Raw genomic sequence first — 15,896 nt, 5'->3', positions numbered from 1 at the left:
TCGTCACTAAGTCAGTGTTACAGGCCGATCATTACTGGCTAGCACCGACATCGCGCATCAACAAGCCAAACTTCAGGTCCACCGAGTCCGGGATCGGCAAATACACCGTGTGCCCGTCCCCCGGAGCGACTTCAATCGGCTCGCCTTTGATGTTTTGCAATTGATGTAAGTCGAAATGGAAGTTGCCCTGGGGTGTCATCAATTCCATGTGATCGCCCAGGCCAAAGCGGTTCTTCACTTTGACCTCCGCCAGCCCCTCACGCCGCTCACCGGTCAATTCACCGACAAACTGCTGGCGCTCCGACACCGAGCTGCCGTGCTGATAGTTCTGATATTCGTCATGCACATGCCGACGCAAAAAACCTTCGGTGTAGCCGCGCTGCGCCAATGACTCCAGATCGGTCATCAGGCTACGGTCGAATTCACGGCCGGCGACGGCATCGTCGATAGCCTGGCGATACACCTGCGTGGTGCGCGCGCAATAGAAATGGGATTTGGTCCGTCCTTCGATCTTCAGCGAGTGCACGCCCATGTGCGTCAGACGCTCGACATGTTGAACGGCGCGCAGGTCCTTGGCATTCATGATGTAGGTGCCGTGCTCGTCTTCGAAAGCCGGCATCAGTTCGTCCGGTCGATTGGCTTCCTGCAACAGGAACACCTGATCGGTTGGGGCGCCAATACCGAGGGTCGGTTCAGGCTGATACTGCTGGACGATCTCGCCGAGCTGGTTTTCCGTGGCCTCTTGCGCCGAATATTTCCAGCGGCAGGCGTTGGTGCAACTGCCCTGATTGGCATCGCGCTTGTTCATGTAACCCGACAGCAGGCAACGTCCGGAATACGCCATGCACAACGCGCCGTGGACAAACACCTCCAGCTCCATGGCCGGCACTTGCTGGCGGATTTCTGCGATTTCTTCCAGGGACAGTTCCCGCGACAGGATGATCCGGCTCACGCCCTGTTGCTGCCAGAACTCGACACTCGCCCAATTGACGGTATTGGCCTGCACCGACAGATGAATCGGCATCTGCGGGAAGTGCCGCCGCACCAGCATGATCAGACCCGGATCGGACATGATCAGCGCGTCCGGTGCCATGGCGATCACCGGTGCCAGATCCTTGAGGAAGGTCTTGAGCTTGGCGTTGTGCGGCGCAATGTTCACCACCACATAAAAGCGCTTGCCATGCGCCTGGGCTTCCTGGATCCCAAGGGCCAGGTTGGCGTGATCGAATTCGTTATTGCGCACCCGCAAGCTGTAGCGCGGCTGGCCGGCGTACACCGCATCGGCGCCGTAGGCGAAGGCATAACGCATGTTTTTCAAGGTGCCGGCGGGGGCGAGCAGTTCGGGGGCAAGGGGAGTCATGGCAATGTCAGTCGCAAAAGGCTGAGAGCATAGGCGCCTTGCCCAGGGAGTTTATTGATCTGGATCCAGGCTTTGTGAACAAACGCATGGCACTCGCGCGAACCGTGGAGGACTAAGCATTAGGACAGCTCAACTTATAAGCACCTGCGCACTGACACGGATCGGACATGAACGAAAAAACCGTACGAAATAAATCGCTGGTGATTTTGTTGGGGGTGGTCACTGTCGCGTTCATCTGGATCTTGCTGCCGTTCTACGGCGCGGTGTTCTGGGCGGTGATCCTTGGCATCCTCTTTGCGCCGATGCAGCGTCGACTGCAATTGAAGCTGGGTTGGGAGCGCAACATGACGTCGCTGCTCACACTGAGTATCTGCCTGGTGATTGCGATCCTGCCGGTGATCATCCTCGCCTTCTTCCTGGTTCAAGAGGGGGCGGTACTGTACAAAAACATCGAAAGTGGGGAGTTGGACATAGCGGGGTATGTGTCCCACTTCAAACACAGCCTCCCTCCGTACTTCCAGCATTTGCTCGATCGGGCGGGGGTGGGTGAACTGAGCGGGCTGCGGGAAAAAATCATCAAGAGTGCGGTAACGGGTAACGAGTTTATTGCCACTCAGGTGTTCAGTTTCGGCCAGGGAACATTTGAATTTGTGGTGAGCTTTTTCATCATGCTCTACCTGTTGTATTTCTTTTTGCGCGACGGTGCCGACCTGGCACGCCAGGTTCGCGCGGCCGTGCCGTTGCAGGAACACCAGAAACGTCGGTTGCAACTCAAGTTCAATCGGGTAGTGCGGGCCACAGTGAAGGGTAACTTATTGGTGGCGATCACACAGGGCGCCTTGGGTGGTTTGATTTTCTGGTTTCTGGACATCCCGAGCGTGTTGCTCTGGGCGGTGCTGATGGCGTTTTTGTCGCTGTTGCCAGCGGTGGGGGCGGGGATTATCTGGGCGCCGGCGGCGGCGTTTTTCCTGCTCGGCGGGTCGATCTGGCAGGGCGTGGTGTTGGGGCTGTACGGGATTTTTGTGATCGGCCTGGTGGATAACGTGCTGCGACCGATCCTGGTGGGCAAGGACACCAAGATGCCGGACTACCTGATCCTCATCTCGACCCTGGGCGGGCTGGCAGTCTTTGGCCTCAACGGCTTTGTCATCGGGCCACTGATCGCCGCCTTGTTCATATCGAGCTGGGCCATTTTCCTTGAAACCAAACCGAAGGTGCAGCTGCCTTAGGCGCTGAGCCGACCTTGGTCGATACGCTGTGACAAGGCCTGGGCGTCCGGCAGCGAGGTGAGCGGACCGCTGATGGCCTCGCCGTCCTGCACCAGATACCAGCAGGCAAGCAGCCCCCGCGCTCTAAGCGGGGCGGGAACGGCGCTGCCAATTACGGACATGATTTGAACCTGGGACATAAGTACCTCCATCAATCGATGGGGCTACCTTACGGACCCGGCTCAAAAACGGAAAATCAACGCTTTCGATAGTCGTCATTGACGCCGATGACTGTTCGCCTCAGTCGACGACCAGATCGAGCATATGAACCACTTCGTGCTCATTGAGCAGGCCTTTGCGCACCAGGTTTTCCGCCAGCAGGGAAAGGAACTTGGCGCTGCGATGGCCTTCCAGGTGCTTGAGTTCGGTCAAAGCGTTGTACACCTTGCTGGAAGTGCACAAACCGACAATGCGGTGCGGGTTTTGTGTGGGCATGAGGTCGTCCTTGTTGTTATTGACCTGTTGTTTGCGGACAGATCCAAGCTTGCGGACCTGACATGACATAAATATGACCGTTTGGCGCAAGACGGGGGTGATTCAAGTCAATATTGCCAATTTGAACCGCCGATGCTGTTCCCACAGCGACATTGAAGCGATTTATCCGGACGTTCGCTGATAAAAGGTCATAAAAAGCCCCGTTGCTAAGGCGGGGCCGGGTGATTACCAGTGACCATTACCGTGGCCACGGCCATAGTAACCGCGTGGCGGGCCGTAATAACGCGGCGGGCCGTAGTAACGCGGTGGACCGTAGTAAACCGGTGCAGGGGCGTAATAGACGGGTTGTTGCACGTAGACCGGCGCTGGTTGGTAGTAAACCGGTGGCGGTTGGTAATAGACCGGTTGTTGTTGTACATAGACCGGCCGATTGGCGTTAATCAGGGCCGAACCGACGAGGGCTGAACCGACGATCGCGCCATAAATCGCTGGACCTTGCCAGCAGTTACCACAACCACCGCCATGGGCTTGCGCCGGCGCTGTGATTGCGAGTGCACCGATCAGAAAGGCAACTGCAGGAATTGAACGAATCATGATAATTCCTCGGCTCCTCGACCCGGCGCTTGCGTCTGCAATAGACCCAAGGATTCTCGCGGGGGATACCTCTAAGACAGCATTTCTTCGAAAATCAGCACAGTCGTCAGGTAAATTTTGTGTAAGGTCTGTACCGGTTTCCTGACGGCCCGCGCTATCTCGCGCTGCCTGTACAGTAATGATCGATCAGACCCGATGGAATGGCTAATCCCGTCCATCTGAAAGTGCTATTGAAGGAGAAAGTTTCATGCAGATGAACCCCAACCGAGACACTCAGCTGTGCATGTCGCTGTCCGCGCGCCCCGGCAACTTTGGCCTGCGGTTTCACAATCATCTGTATGAACAACTGGGCCTGAACTTCTACTACAAAGCGTTCAGCAGCCAGGATTTGCCCGGTGCCGTGGGTGGTATTCGGGCCCTGGGTATTCGTGGCTGCGGCGTGTCGATGCCGTTCAAGGAAGCCTGCATCGCACTGGTGGATGAACTGGACGCCTCGGCGGCGGCCATTCAATCGATCAACACCATCGTCAACACGGATGGCCATTTAAAGGCCTACAACACGGATTACATTGCCGTCGCGCAACTGCTCAAATCCCACGAAGTCCCCAAGGACTCGACCTTTGCCCTGCGCGGCAGCGGCGGCATGGCCAAAGCGGTGGCCAGCGCCTTGCGCGACGGAGGCTATAAAAACGGCTTGATCATCGCCCGTAATGCACGCGCCGGGCGTGCATTGGCTGACTCCCTGGGCTATCAGTGGCAAGCGGAACTGGGCGCACAGCGCCCGCACATGCTGATCAACGTCACACCGATCGGCATGACGGGCGGCCCGGAGGCCGATCAACTGGCGTTCGATCCTGAAACCATTGCCGCTGCCGAGACGGTCTTCGATGTGGTGGCGATCCCCTCGGAAACACCACTGATTGTGCGGGGACGCGCAGAAGGCAAGCAGGTGATTACCGGGCTGGAAGTGGTCGCCATCCAGGCCCTGGAGCAATTTGTGCTGTATACCGGCGTCAGACCGACAGATGAGCAGTTCCACAAAGCCGTGGAATTTGCCCGCAGCTAGGAGAAGCCCCATGCATCCGCGCATTCTCAACCTGAATCAGATCGATCTTGAACCATTGCCCGAAGCGATGGCCCCCACTGGGGACACGGCTGGCCGATACCAACAACGGTTAGCCCGCGTGGGCCAGCAACTGGGCGCTCAGAAACTCGGGTATCGGTTGTATGTGTTGGAACCGGGCATGCGAGGCAGTCCGTTTCACAGTCATCGCGTCAACGAGGAGATGTTTTACGTCGTGGCCGGGGCAGGGGAGATTCGTCTCGGGACCGAGCGTTTCCCGATTCGCGCCGGTGACGTGATCGCGTGCCCGCCGGGTGGTCCGGAAGCGGCGCACCAGATCATCAACACCAGCAACGCTGAGCTGCGTTATCTGGCGGTGAGCACCCAGCAATCGCCGGAGATCTGCGAGTACCCCGATTCCGGAAAATACGCGGTGATGGATGATTTCAAGATGGATGCCGAGGGCAATGCTTCAGGCTTTGTCGCCATCGCCCGCCCGGGCGATGGGGTGGATTACTGGGACGGTGAGTAATAGCCTGGCGTACGCAGATCCTGTAGCAGCTGACGAGCAGCGCGAGGCTGCTTCTGCGGTATGCCTGACAACACTCAATTGCCGGGATTACGACGGCTGCGCCGCCGAACGCAGCCTCGCGCTGTTCGGCAGCTGCTACAAGGGGTTGGGTTGTTATTCGAGGCGTGCCAGGCGCTCTTCCAGCGCGGCGATGCGCGCTTCAAGTTCTTCGATTCGTTCAATCGAAACGCCGCTGGCAGCGCCGCGTTCCACCGGGTTCTGCCGTGCCGCGAGGATAACCTCGATATCCGCCGGATCCCCCAGCGCATGCATATACCGGTCTTCTCGCTGTCCGGCCTGTTTTGGGATCAGCAACGCCAACCCCCGAGCAATCAAACGCTCCAGTTGATGAACCACCTGTTCGGTGTCTTCAAATTCATGCATGCGGCCGCTGCGGGTCAGCAGTTCATTGACCGTCTGCGGCCCACGCAGGAACAACAACCCGGTCAGTATCACCTGCGCCGGCACCAGCTCCAGGGCCTTGTCGACCTTGTGTTCCCAGCGATCCGCGCGACTGCCCATCACCAGTTTGGTGAAGCCGCGTCCTTCCAGCGCCCGCAGGCTCTGGCCGACCTGGCCCTGAGTCAGGTTCATCACCGGTTCTCGGCTGGTTTTCTGGTTGCAGGCGATCACCAGGGCATTGAGGGTCAGGGGATAGGTTTCCGGGCTGGTGGCCTGTTTCTCGATCAGCGAGCCCAGAATGCGGATTTCCGTGCTGTTAAGCCGCGGCTCGTCGAAGGTTGTTTCTTGCTCAGTGCTCATGGTGGCGCATCCTTACCCGGTTCATGTTGTTCACTTGCGTGAATGCACTTTAGATTGACGGGCGCCAATGGCAACAGAATTTGTTGTGCCCCACGGTCACGGTGTCGATGATGACGAAGGCCGTTGCAGCGGGGAAGGTGCGCGACAGCGGAAAAAGACCCGTCCCGGAAGGGGCGGGGATGGCTATAATCGGCCGACGTTTTCCCCTCCTGTCACCACACGAGACTGCCATGACCATTTCCCTGTACGACGCTTCCGTTCCTGTTTTCAAGCAAATGCTCACCGCCCTGAGTGACGTGCTGAAAAAAGCAGAAGCGCACGCTACCGAAAAGAACATCGACCCGAACGCGTTCCTGCAAGCCCGCCTGTACCCGGACATGTTCCCGCTGGTGCGTCAGGTGCAGATCGCCGTTGATTTCGCCAAAGGCGTTTCCTCGCGCCTGGCCGAAGTTGAATTGCCGAAGTACGACGACACCGAAACCACCTTCGCCGAGCTGCAAGCGCTGCTGAGCAAGGTTCTGGCCTACATCGCCGAGATCAAGCCGGAGCAGATCAACGGCAAGGAAGGCATCGAGATCGTGACCCGTCCGGGCACGCCTAAAGAGAAGCGCTTCAGTGGCCAGGCTTACCTGCTGAGCTACGGCCTGCCGCAGTTCTTCTTCCACGTCACCACCACTTACGCATTGCTGCGTCATAACGGTGTGGAAGTGGGCAAGCGCGATTACATGGGCGCGTTCTAAACCGTCCGGGTACAAAAAAGCCCCCGCAGCCTTGGGTTGCGGGGGCTTTTTCATGTGTAAGCATTCTTCACCTACACCGCAGTTCCATGTGGGAGCGAGCCTGCTCGCGATGGCATTGTGTCAGTCAACATTGATATTGAATGTAACGACGCTATCGCGAGCAGGCTCGCTCCTACAGGGATTTGGGTTAGGCCACTCGTTGGGCTTTTTCTTCTTCACCCAGGCAAGCAGCGGCGGTGAACAGCACGTCAGTAGACGAGTTCAGCGCGGTTTCCGCCGAATCCTGCAACACACCAATGATGAAACCGACCGCTACCACCTGCATGGCAATCTCGCTCGGGATGCCGAACAGGCTGCACGCCAGTGGAATCAAGAGCAACGAACCACCCGCCACGCCTGAAGCACCACACGCGCAGATCGCCGCGACAACGCTCAGCAGAATCGCGGTCGGAATGTCCACGGCAATGCCCAGGGTGTGGACTGCCGCCAGGGTTAGCACGGTGATGGTGATCGCCGCGCCGGCCATGTTGATGGTTGCGCCCAGCGGGATCGACACCGAGTAGGTGTCTTCATGCAGGCCCAAGCGCTTGCTCAGCTCCAGGTTGACCGGAATGTTCGCCGCCGAACTGCGGGTGAAAAACGCGGTAATACCACTCTCGCGCAGGCAGGTCAGCACCAGCGGATACGGGTTGCGGCGCAGCTTCCAGAACACGATGGCGGGGTTCATCACCAGTGCCACGAACAGCATGCAGCCGAGCAGCACCGCCAGCAAATGCGCGTAACCGATCAAGGCCCCAAAGCCGGAGGTGGCGAGGGTCGAGGCCACCAGGCCGAAGATCCCCAGCGGTGCGAAGCGAATCACCAGCCGCACGATCAGCGTCACGCCGTTGGACAGGTCGCCCAGCACTTCACGGGTGGTTTCGCCGGCGTGGCGAATGGCGATGCCCATGCCGATGGCCCAGGCCAGGATGCCGATAAAGTTGGCATTCATCAGCGCGCTCACCGGGTTATCGACCACGCTCAGCAACAGGCTTTGCAGGACCTCGCTGATACCACCCGGCGCGGTGACCGCGACGTCGTGGGTGGCGAGTACCAGGCTCGACGGGAACATCATGCTGGCTACCACCGCGACCACGGCGGCGGCAAACGTCCCCAGCAAATACAAAAACAGAATCGGCCGGATGTGAGTTTCCTGGCCGTGCTTATGGTTGGCGATCGACGCCATGACCAGCACGAACACCAGAATCGGCGCGACGGCTTTCAGTGCCGAGACGAACACTTTGCCGATGAAGGCGCAGGACTTGGCCACGTCCGGCGCGAACAGCGCCAAGGCAATCCCGGCGAGCAGGCCGATGATGATTTGCGTGACCAGACTCAAGCGTTTCAGGCGTTTCAATAGCGAAGGGGATGAAGCGTTCATAAAACGGCATCTCTGATTTTTTATAAGTGCAGGTTTTCGCAGGTGTGCAGCAACAAACAGGGCAGGCTGCAGGCAGGAAACCGAAAAGGAGCCACAGGGTGTACGTTTTTCAGGGTGCGGATTTTATCACAGCGTAGGGCTGATCCTTCAGGCCTGTGACGATCTGCCACCCGCGCAACCAACGAGATAAGCAGGTTCGTGCAACCCGGTTTGGAAACACTCTGTTAAGATTCGCCATCCTTTTTTTCAAGTCTGCCAGTGGGCCTTCGGGCTATTCGCTGGTGTCGTCGTTTTCTGGAGTTGTGCATGCTGTTGCCCATTCTTCTGTTGTCTGCCGCCGGTTTCACGGTGCTGACCACGGAGTTCGTCATCGTCGGCCTGTTGCCGGCGATTGCCCGAGACCTTGAAGTCAGCATCCCGCAAGCGGGTTTGCTGGTGACCTTGTTCGCCTTTACCGTGGCAGCCTTCGGACCGTTCCTGACCGCGTACTTCGCACGCTTTGAACGCCGCAAGCTGTTCATCTCGGTGTTGATCATGTTCGGTCTGGCCAACACCCTTGCGGCATTTGCGCCGAATATCTGGGTCATGGCTTTCGCCCGCTTGATTCCCGCACTCGGGTTGCCGGTGTTCTGGGCCCTGGCCAGTGAAACGGCGGTGGACATTGTCGGCCCCGACTATGCGGGGCGCGCCATCGCCAAGATCGGCTTCGGCATTGTGTGTGCCACGGTGTTCGGCATTCCGGTGGGCACGCTGATTTCCGATGCATTCGGCTGGCGCAGCGCCTTTGGCATTCTCGCGGTCATTGCCTTTGCCAAAGCCTTGCTGCTGTTTATCTACCTGCCGAAAACCGACCTGCACCAGCATCAAGTGAGTTTCCGTTCGCAATTCAAAATCCTGCGCAGCCCGCTGATGGTGGGCCATGTGCTGCTGTCGATCGTGGTCTTCAGCGGCATGTTTACCGCGTACACCTACTTGGCGGACATTCTTGAACGCCTGGCCGGTTTCGACGGCGCGGTGGTTGGCTGGTGCCTGATGGGCTTCGGCGCGGTCGGGCTGATCGGTAACTCGCTGGGTGGCCGCGCGGTGGATCGCCATCCGCTGATCGCTTCGGTGATGTTCTGCGCGTTCATGATTGCCGGCCTGGTGGCGCTGGTGCCGAACATTCATTCGCCCCTCGGTCTGGCGGCGGCGATGGGGATTTGGGGCGTGACGCAGGCGGCGTTGTTCCTGGTCAGCCATGTACGCCTGATCAAGGCCGCGCCCGAGGCTCCGGCGTTCGCTGCGTCGCTGAACATCGCCGGGGCCAACCTCGGCATCGGCCTGGGCGCCATGGTCGGCGGCCGGGTGATCGACAGCGTTGGTCTGCAAGGCCTCGGTTTTGCGGCGGCCGGTTTTATCCTCGCCTCGATTCTGCTGGCGATTGCGCTGATGACCTTCGAGCCGCGTGAAGTCTGCGCCTGAGGCTTACAGTTCGGTAAACAATTGGCGTCTGGCACCTTCGGTAATGGCCACAATGCCGGGGTGCTTGACCTTGCGCTCCACGGAAATGGCGTAGAACGACTCGGTCACGGCGTCGGTCTGGCCAATCACTTCCACGCCGTATTGGCGTTTCACTTCATCGGCAATCACGCTCGGGCCGATGAAAATGCCACTGCCGGACTGCCCGAACGCCTGCATCAACGCGCTGTCATCGAACTCGCCGACGATGCGCGGCTGGATCTGTTGTTCGGCGAACCAGCGCTGCAAGCGGTTGCGCACCACGGTTTCCGGCCCCGGAATCAATAGTGGTGCGCCGTGCAGGCTGCGGGGGAAATCCTGGCCATACCGCGCGGCCAATTCAGCCGTGGCGAAGAAGCTGATCCCGCATTCCCCGAGTTTCTGGCTGTAGCCCTTGATGTCCAGGTGCGAGGGCATCGGGCTGTCGGAAATCACCATGTCCAGACGCTGGATCGCCAGGTCGGCGAGCAAGCGTTCGAGTTTGTCTTCGCGACAGGTGATGCGTAGCGGCTCGTGCAATTCCATGGTCGGCGCGATCAGCCGATAAACGATGGACTTGGGCACCACGTCCGCGACACCGACCCGAAACTGAATCTGCTGTTCGTTGGGCTGTGCTCGCAACATCAATTCCAGTTCACCTCCCAACTGAAACATCTGCTCGGCGTAGGGCAGGGCCTGACGGCCCGCCTCGGTGAGTTCCAGTTGCCGGCCCACCTTGCGAAACAACTCGATGCCGTAGGTTTGCTCAAGCAGGGAAATCTGCCCGCTGATGGTCTGGGGGGTCAGGTTGAGCTGCTCGCAGGCGCGCACGATGCTGCCGGTCTTGGCCACCACCCAGAAGTAATGCAATTGCCGATAATTGAGCATGCTGATCTACAGTTCGTAAAAACCGAAGTATAACCGCTGAAAATACGAATTTTCCTGAAGTGTTTGCGTCCCTAGAATGCGTCGCTATCAGCGGGCCATGGTTTTGGTGCCGTTTGTTCTAACGAGGGAAGCATCATGAAGCTCACAACCACAGCGGTGCTGTTTGCGTCTTTACTGGTATTGGCCGGTTGCGACCAGGCCGAAAAAAGCGCTCAACAACTGATGGGCAAGGCTGCCGAAAGCGCCAAACAGGCGATTGACGACACTCACAAAGCCGCCGAACAGGCACTCAGTGACGCCACTGGCGGCTTGATCAGCAAAAAAGACCCATCGGGCGAAAACAAAGAAAAAACCAATTCCTCGTCCCAGGAAATCTAACGTTTAACACGAGTCAGGACTGACCCATGGAATACCTTTTAGAACTTGCTGCAAGCCCTGCCGCCTGGGTCGCCCTGGCTACCCTGGTGGTGATGGAAATCGTGCTCGGTATCGATAACCTGATCTTTATCTCGATCCTGACCAATAAGCTGCCGTTGCAGCATCGACAGAGGGCCCGTCGAATCGGTATTGGCATGGCGCTGATCCTGCGTCTGGCACTGCTGAGCACCATCGCATTCATTGTCCAGTTGACGGAGCCTGTGTTTGAAATCCTTGGTCAGGCGTTCTCCTGGAAGGACATGATCCTGATTGCCGGTGGCCTGTTCCTGTTGTGGAAGGCGACCACCGAGATCCATCACAGCATGGACCCGGCACCGGAAGATCCGAAGACGGCGACGTCGACCGTGACCCTGGGCTTTGCCGCTGCGATTGGTCAGATTCTGATGCTGGACATGGTGTTTTCCATCGACAGCATCATCACTGCTGTCGGCATGACCGAGCACTTGCCGATCATGATCATCGCGGTGGTGGTGTCGGTACTGGTGATGTTGTTGGCGGCTGACCCACTGGCCAAGTTCATCAACGACAACCCGACGGTGGTCATGCTGGCGCTGGGCTTCCTGATCATGATCGGCATGACGCTGATCGCCGAAGGCTTCGGCGCCCACGTACCGAAAGGCTACGTCTATGCGGCCATGGTGTTCTCGGCAACGATCGAGGGCTTGAACATGATGTCGCGCCGGGCCAGGCAGAAGCGCATGGCCACTGAAGCTTGATCGACGATAAATGAAAAGGCCGCCTGAATACGATGTGTTCAGGCGGCCTTTTTTTTGAAGACTGAAATGGCTATTCAGTGCGCGGAGGCGTGGTGTTCCGCCGGTTTTTCGCTGTCGGTCACAGGTGTCGATTGAACCGGGTGATGATGGTGCCGCCGGGTAATGCGCAGGACTCCCCATAACATGGCAGCGGCAACGGCCAGCCAGCCAGAAATCAACATCACGATCGTCATTGCCAGGCTCATCGTGCCTCCTCTTTGCCCTGCATCGGGCACACACGTTTTGCAATTAACAGTCTAGCCGCTGCTGTGTGTCAGGCAATTGACCGAAGGTCGCCTGTCACTAACCAGTTCGCTCTATTGGAAGCACGCAACTGCCGGTTAAGGCTATACCGCCGTCACGCGGCGTCTTATGATCGACGGCCAAGCCGGGAGCCTGTTGCCTGGCGTCTGAACAAGAGTGTGAAGATGGAGCGGGTATTTTCTCGAATTCGAGCGGCGGCGCTGGTGGTTGGCTGTGTTGCCGGGTTGGCGGGCTGCGCCGGGAGCGTTGCGCCTGAAGTCCAGCGTCTGCCGGAGCGGGTGGAGCTTAGCGGTACCTTCTACCGTGGGAACGCCTTTCAAAGCGGACCGCAAGTGCTGGCCAGCCTGCTGGCACAACAGGGCATCGTGATTACCCCGGGCTTGCTCGAAAAACCCCTGAGTTTGCCGGGTGCCGAGGACAAGTTGCAGCAGAACATGCAGAACCTCGCCCGTGAATACGGGATGGTCGTCTACCCCCTCGACAGCACATTGCCCGCGCTGCTGACCCAGGTCGCCGCTGGCTTTCCGGTGATGGTGCGCTTTACCGAAGGCACGCCGCTCTGGTCTGGGCCGCGCTACGCCATTCTCGCCGGTTACAACCGTAAGAAGCAGACCGTGTTGCTGCGCGTGGGGATGGATCGCCGGGATTTGATGAGCTTCAGTTCGTTTGAATCCTCGTTCAAGGACGCTGGCGGCTGGGCCGTGCTGATCCAGAAGCCGAATCAGATTCCGGCCAATGTCGATCAGCAGCGTTGGCTCAAAGCGGCCAATGATCTGGGGCAGGCCGGCCAGGAGCAAGCGGCTGCGCGGGCGAAGAAGGCCCTGACCGCGCAGTAGATGTCCGTTCGTCATTCCGCAGGGCACTGCCGTGCGTACTCGCTCTCTAAAGGACAGCGCGCGGATTTATCCGGGCCACACCCAAGGAGGCGCCCATGGCACATTCCACTACACCTGAAGGCCCGCACTCGTCCGAGCATTCTTCGGGCGATGAGTTGGGGTTCGATCCCGATTCGCCGGATCTTGCCGACCCTCAGGTCGATCCCATCGGTCCCGCCAAGGCGCCCAGGGACGTGAAGCCGGGTGACGACCCAAAGGCGCCAGCGAAGCCTTACGACCCTCTCGCTGATCTGAAACCCTGAGCCTGATGAGGTGCTTATGTCTACCGATTCGAGTTTCGATGACAAACGTCCGGACAGTGTGCCGACAACCCCCGAAAAGGACCTGGACCCGGTGATGGATCCGGACAGCCCGCTACGCGATCCTTTGGCCAGGCCGGTGGTGGTGCCGACTGAGCATCCCAAGGGCTTGAGGGACCCGAACGCGGGGGACGGCATTCCGGATGACGATCAAATGCCGCTGCCCAACGACTGACCTCCGCCCAATTAAAAAGCCCCGAATATTCGGGGCTTTGTTTTGAGTGCGCGCTTGTCTATTTCGAGGCTTCAATCACCCCGGTCTGACGACTTTTGAGGTTTTTATCGGATTTGTACTGCAAGGCTACCGAAGGCACATCTGCGGCCTTGCCGGACTCTACCCAATTGCGAATACGGGTAGCGTCGGCAAAGTGGGTGTACTTGCCATAGGCGTCAAGGATGACCAACGCAACCTTGCGGTTACCCATGCTGGTAACCAGCACCAGGCAGTGACCCGCCGCGTTGGTAAAGCCGGTTTTTGTCAGCTGGATGTCCCAGTCCTGCTTGCGGACCAGATGGTCGGTATTGCGGAACTGCAAGTTGTAGTTGGGCTTGCGGAACGACACGATTTTTTCCTTGGTCGTGCTCAGCTCGGTCAATAGCGGGTGCTTATGTGCCGCCACCAGCAGTTTGCTCAAGTCGCGGGCGGTGGACACGTTTCGCGGAGAAAGGCCGGTGGGCTCAACGAAGTGGGTGTTGGTCATGCCCAGCGCCCTGGCCTTGGCGTTCATCGCGGCGATGAAGGCCGCATAGCCACCCGGATAATGGTGGGCCAGGCTCGCCGCTGCGCGGTTTTCCGATGACATCAGTGCAATCAGGAGCATCTCCCTGCGTGGCATTTCACTGTTGAGTTTGACCCTGGAGTACACACCCTTCATTTCCGGCGTGTCGCTGATGTTGATGTTGATGATTTCGTCCATGTTCTGCTTGGCTTCAACCACGACCAGGCCTGTCATCAGTTTGCTGACAGACGCAATCGGTACCACCACGTCAGGGTTGCTGGCGAAGATGACTTTGTTGGTCTGCATATCCATGACCAATGAACTGCCGGACGCGAGTTTGAGATTTTTCGTGTCTCGGGGGACGGCGGTCGTATCGCCAGCGCTGGCGATTGGCGTGATCAAAGTTCCTGTAACTGCAAAAAATAGGCTCAGGATAGATAGAAGGATTTTCACGCTGGCAGACTCATTATGTGTTGTTAAGCCGTTATGTAACGGGCTATTTCGTAAAAAGCGCGACATTCTGGAGTATGGCTGAATAACTGTCGATGGTTGTTCCAGTAAGGGATTAAAGTCTTCAGGGTTGTGAAAAAAACGTCATTTTCCGGCGGGTGGTCGGATTTTTCTTCGGGCAAAAAATAACCCCGCCGAGGGCGGGGTTGTTCAACTCACTGTGTGCGTCTGCTTTGGCGCTTAGCTGTGCAGGGTTTCCGCCGCGTACAGCGTGTTTTCCAACAGGCAGGCGCGGGTCATCGGGCCCACGCCACCCGGCACGGGTGTGATCCAGCCGGCGCGGGGCAGGGCGGTTTCGTAAATCACGTCGCCGACCAGTTTGCCGTCGTCCTGGCGGTTGATGCCGACGTCGACCACGATTGCGCCTTCCTTGATCCATTCACCCTTGACCAGGCCGGGTTTGCCAGCGGCAACCACCACCAGATCGGCGCGACCTACGTGGCCGGCCAGGTCCTTGGTGAAGCGGTGGGTCACGGTCACGGTGCAACCGGCCAGCAACAATTCCATCGCCATCGGGCGGCCAACGATGTTGGACGCGCCAACCACCACGGCATCCATCCCGTAAAGATCGACACCGGTGCTTTCCAGCAAGGTCATGATGCCTTTAGGGGTGCAGGGGCGCAGCAGTGGAATACGCTGGGCCAGACGACCGACGTTATAAGGATGGAAGCCGTCGACGTCTTTGTCCGGACGAATGCGCTCCAGCAATTTGGAGGCGTCCAGGTGTTCAGGCAAGGGAAGCTGAAGCAGAACCCCATCGATTGCCGGGTCGTCGTTCAGGCGATCGATCAGATCGGTCAGCGCTTCTTGAGTGGTTTCGGAAGGCAGGTCGTAGGCTTGGGATATAAAGCCGACCTCTTCACAGTCTTTACGCTTGTGCGAGACATAAACCTGAGAGGCGGGATCGCTGCCGACCAGAATCACCGCGAGGCCGGGTGTGCGCAAGCCTTGCTCGCGACGTTCGGCGACTCGTTTGGCGATCTGCTGGCGCAGGCTGGCGGCGATCGATTTGCCGTCGATTAGTTGTGCAGTCATTGCGCGTGATTAACCATCGAGAGGGGAAAAAAAGAGAACGCATTCTCGCATGTCATGAGGTGAGGGCAAAGGCGCTTGGTCTGCAAATTCCCCTAACTCCTTTAATTAAATGAATTTTTTTTAAAAAGGATTTGACGACCTTCAGGGGGCTCTATACTATTCGTCGCACTTGTCGGGCACAGCCTAGCACTGGTTAGGAAAGTCGAGCGGGACCACGGTTCTGCGAGGCTGGAAAGCACTTAGTTTGTAGTCCTCCAAGAGTACAAATTAACAAGGCGCCCGTAGCTCAGCTGGATAGAGCATCCGCCTTCTAAGCGGATGGTCGCAGGTTCGAGTCCTGCCGGGTGCGCCATTAGGCAGCTTTGGCACAAGTAGCGCAATATGGTGGGCGTAGCTCAGTTGG

Annotated in this window: 20 protein-coding genes, 1 tRNA gene and 1 pseudogene; 12 read left to right on the top strand and 10 right to left on the bottom strand. The window is 58.3% G+C overall.

Translation table 11 applies throughout. The features are described 5' to 3' along the window. Positions 1 to 31: 31 nt before the first annotated feature. Entirely contained in the window at positions 32 to 1,360 is a 1,329-nt protein-coding gene (gene trhP, locus PMI22_RS19265) for a prephenate-dependent tRNA uridine(34) hydroxylase TrhP (RefSeq protein WP_007944778.1), read from the bottom strand. A gap of 167 nt (positions 1,361 to 1,527) precedes the next feature. On the opposite strand from trhP, the gene PMI22_RS19270 reads away from it, so the two are divergent. After that, positions 1,528 to 2,589: an AI-2E family transporter gene (locus PMI22_RS19270; RefSeq protein WP_007944777.1), complete on the top strand. Its 1,062-nt coding sequence runs from the start codon at positions 1,528 to 1,530 to the stop codon at positions 2,587 to 2,589. Here the strand turns inward: PMI22_RS19270 and PMI22_RS19275 are convergent. The 3 genes from PMI22_RS19275 to PMI22_RS19285 all read right to left on the bottom strand — a co-directional run bounded on the left by PMI22_RS19275 (position 2,586) and on the right by PMI22_RS19285 (position 3,657). After that, the gene (locus tag PMI22_RS19275; RefSeq protein WP_007944774.1) at positions 2,586 to 2,768 is read right to left on the bottom strand and encodes a hypothetical protein; all 183 of its coding nucleotides are present in this window, start codon (positions 2,766 to 2,768) and stop codon (positions 2,586 to 2,588) included. The two genes, PMI22_RS19270 and PMI22_RS19275, sit on opposite strands and share 4 nt — an antisense overlap. A gap of 100 nt (positions 2,769 to 2,868) precedes the next feature. Further along, positions 2,869 to 3,063, bottom strand: a complete 195-nt coding sequence (locus tag PMI22_RS19280; protein WP_007944773.1) for a hypothetical protein — start codon at positions 3,061 to 3,063, stop codon at positions 2,869 to 2,871. A 225-nt stretch (positions 3,064 to 3,288) separates the two neighbouring features. Next, on the bottom strand, positions 3,289 to 3,657 hold the full coding sequence (locus tag PMI22_RS19285) for a hypothetical protein (protein WP_007944772.1): 369 nt from the start codon (positions 3,655 to 3,657) through the stop codon (positions 3,289 to 3,291). Between the two features lie 247 nt (positions 3,658 to 3,904). On the opposite strand from PMI22_RS19285, the gene PMI22_RS19290 reads away from it, so the two are divergent. Beyond that, positions 3,905 to 4,723, top strand: a complete 819-nt coding sequence (locus PMI22_RS19290; protein ID WP_007944771.1) for a shikimate 5-dehydrogenase — start codon at positions 3,905 to 3,907, stop codon at positions 4,721 to 4,723. Between the two features lie 10 nt (positions 4,724 to 4,733). Continuing rightward, positions 4,734 to 5,252, top strand: coding sequence for a cupin domain-containing protein (locus tag PMI22_RS19295; protein WP_007944769.1), 519 nt, complete (start codon positions 4,734 to 4,736; stop codon positions 5,250 to 5,252). Positions 5,253 to 5,405: 153 nt separating this feature from the next. Here PMI22_RS19295 and PMI22_RS19300 read toward each other — a convergent pair whose 3' ends face one another. Continuing rightward, positions 5,406 to 6,053 (bottom strand): YceH family protein, encoded by a 648-nt coding sequence (locus PMI22_RS19300; protein ID WP_007944768.1) that lies wholly within the window; start codon positions 6,051 to 6,053, stop codon positions 5,406 to 5,408. Positions 6,054 to 6,283: 230 nt separating this feature from the next. Between PMI22_RS19300 and PMI22_RS19305 the strand changes: the two genes are divergently transcribed. Then, complete coding sequence (locus PMI22_RS19305) at positions 6,284 to 6,793, top strand: DUF1993 domain-containing protein (RefSeq protein WP_007944767.1); 510 nt, start codon at positions 6,284 to 6,286, stop codon at positions 6,791 to 6,793. Between the two features lie 187 nt (positions 6,794 to 6,980). Here the strand turns inward: PMI22_RS19305 and sstT are convergent, their stop codons facing one another. Further along, entirely contained in the window at positions 6,981 to 8,213 is a 1,233-nt protein-coding gene (gene sstT / locus PMI22_RS19310; protein WP_007944766.1) for a serine/threonine transporter SstT, read from the bottom strand. Between the two features lie 306 nt (positions 8,214 to 8,519). Here sstT and PMI22_RS19315 point away from each other — a divergent pair, with 306 nt between their 5' ends. Next, positions 8,520 to 9,674 (top strand): MFS transporter, encoded by a 1,155-nt coding sequence (locus PMI22_RS19315; protein ID WP_007944765.1) that lies wholly within the window; start codon positions 8,520 to 8,522, stop codon positions 9,672 to 9,674. Positions 9,675 to 9,677: 3 nt separating this feature from the next. Here PMI22_RS19315 and nhaR read toward each other — a convergent pair whose 3' ends face one another. Continuing rightward, positions 9,678 to 10,577, bottom strand: a complete 900-nt coding sequence (nhaR, locus tag PMI22_RS19320; RefSeq protein WP_007944764.1) for a transcriptional activator NhaR — start codon at positions 10,575 to 10,577, stop codon at positions 9,678 to 9,680. A gap of 135 nt (positions 10,578 to 10,712) precedes the next feature. Between nhaR and PMI22_RS19325 the strand changes: the two genes are divergently transcribed. Continuing rightward, positions 10,713 to 10,955, top strand: a complete 243-nt coding sequence (locus tag PMI22_RS19325) for a hypothetical protein (protein WP_007944763.1) — start codon at positions 10,713 to 10,715, stop codon at positions 10,953 to 10,955. Between the two features lie 26 nt (positions 10,956 to 10,981). Next, positions 10,982 to 11,731, top strand: a complete 750-nt coding sequence (locus PMI22_RS19330; protein ID WP_007944762.1) for a TerC family protein — start codon at positions 10,982 to 10,984, stop codon at positions 11,729 to 11,731. Positions 11,732 to 11,805: 74 nt separating this feature from the next. Here the strand turns inward: PMI22_RS19330 and PMI22_RS31590 are convergent, their stop codons facing one another. Continuing rightward, entirely contained in the window at positions 11,806 to 11,976 is a 171-nt protein-coding gene (locus PMI22_RS31590; protein WP_007944761.1) for a hypothetical protein, read from the bottom strand. Positions 11,977 to 12,142: 166 nt separating this feature from the next. Here PMI22_RS31590 and PMI22_RS19335 point away from each other — a divergent pair. From PMI22_RS19335 to PMI22_RS19345, 3 genes and pseudogenes are all read left to right on the top strand, one after another. After that, a pseudogene (locus tag PMI22_RS19335) lies at positions 12,143 to 12,870 on the top strand (peptidase C39 family protein). A gap of 95 nt (positions 12,871 to 12,965) precedes the next feature. Next, entirely contained in the window at positions 12,966 to 13,172 is a 207-nt protein-coding gene (locus PMI22_RS19340) for a DUF6021 family protein (RefSeq protein ID WP_007944759.1), read from the top strand. Between the two features lie 16 nt (positions 13,173 to 13,188). After that, entirely contained in the window at positions 13,189 to 13,404 is a 216-nt protein-coding gene (locus PMI22_RS19345) for a hypothetical protein (RefSeq protein ID WP_007944758.1), read from the top strand. A gap of 58 nt (positions 13,405 to 13,462) precedes the next feature. Here PMI22_RS19345 and pbpG read toward each other — a convergent pair whose 3' ends face one another. Next, positions 13,463 to 14,350, bottom strand: coding sequence for a D-alanyl-D-alanine endopeptidase (gene pbpG / locus PMI22_RS19350; protein ID WP_224790207.1), 888 nt, complete (start codon positions 14,348 to 14,350; stop codon positions 13,463 to 13,465). On the opposite strand from pbpG, the gene PMI22_RS31975 reads away from it, so the two are divergent. Then, positions 14,259 to 14,483, top strand: a complete 225-nt coding sequence (locus tag PMI22_RS31975) for a hypothetical protein (RefSeq protein ID WP_224790214.1) — start codon at positions 14,259 to 14,261, stop codon at positions 14,481 to 14,483. The genes pbpG and PMI22_RS31975 overlap by 92 nt on opposite strands. 155 nt (positions 14,484 to 14,638) lie before the next feature. Here the strand turns inward: PMI22_RS31975 and folD are convergent, their stop codons facing one another. Next, positions 14,639 to 15,493: a bifunctional methylenetetrahydrofolate dehydrogenase/methenyltetrahydrofolate cyclohydrolase FolD gene (gene folD, locus PMI22_RS19355; protein ID WP_007944755.1), complete on the bottom strand. Its 855-nt coding sequence runs from the start codon at positions 15,491 to 15,493 to the stop codon at positions 14,639 to 14,641. Between the two features lie 275 nt (positions 15,494 to 15,768). Between folD and PMI22_RS19360 the strand changes: the two genes are divergently transcribed. After that, a tRNA-Arg gene (locus PMI22_RS19360) sits at positions 15,769 to 15,845 on the top strand. Positions 15,846 to 15,896 lie beyond the last annotated feature (51 nt).

The sequence above is a fragment of the Pseudomonas sp. GM21 genome (assembly GCF_000282215.1).
In the GTDB taxonomy this organism is placed as follows: Bacteria; Pseudomonadota; Gammaproteobacteria; order Pseudomonadales; family Pseudomonadaceae; genus Aquipseudomonas.
This window is presented reverse-complemented; position numbering and strand designations above follow the sequence as displayed.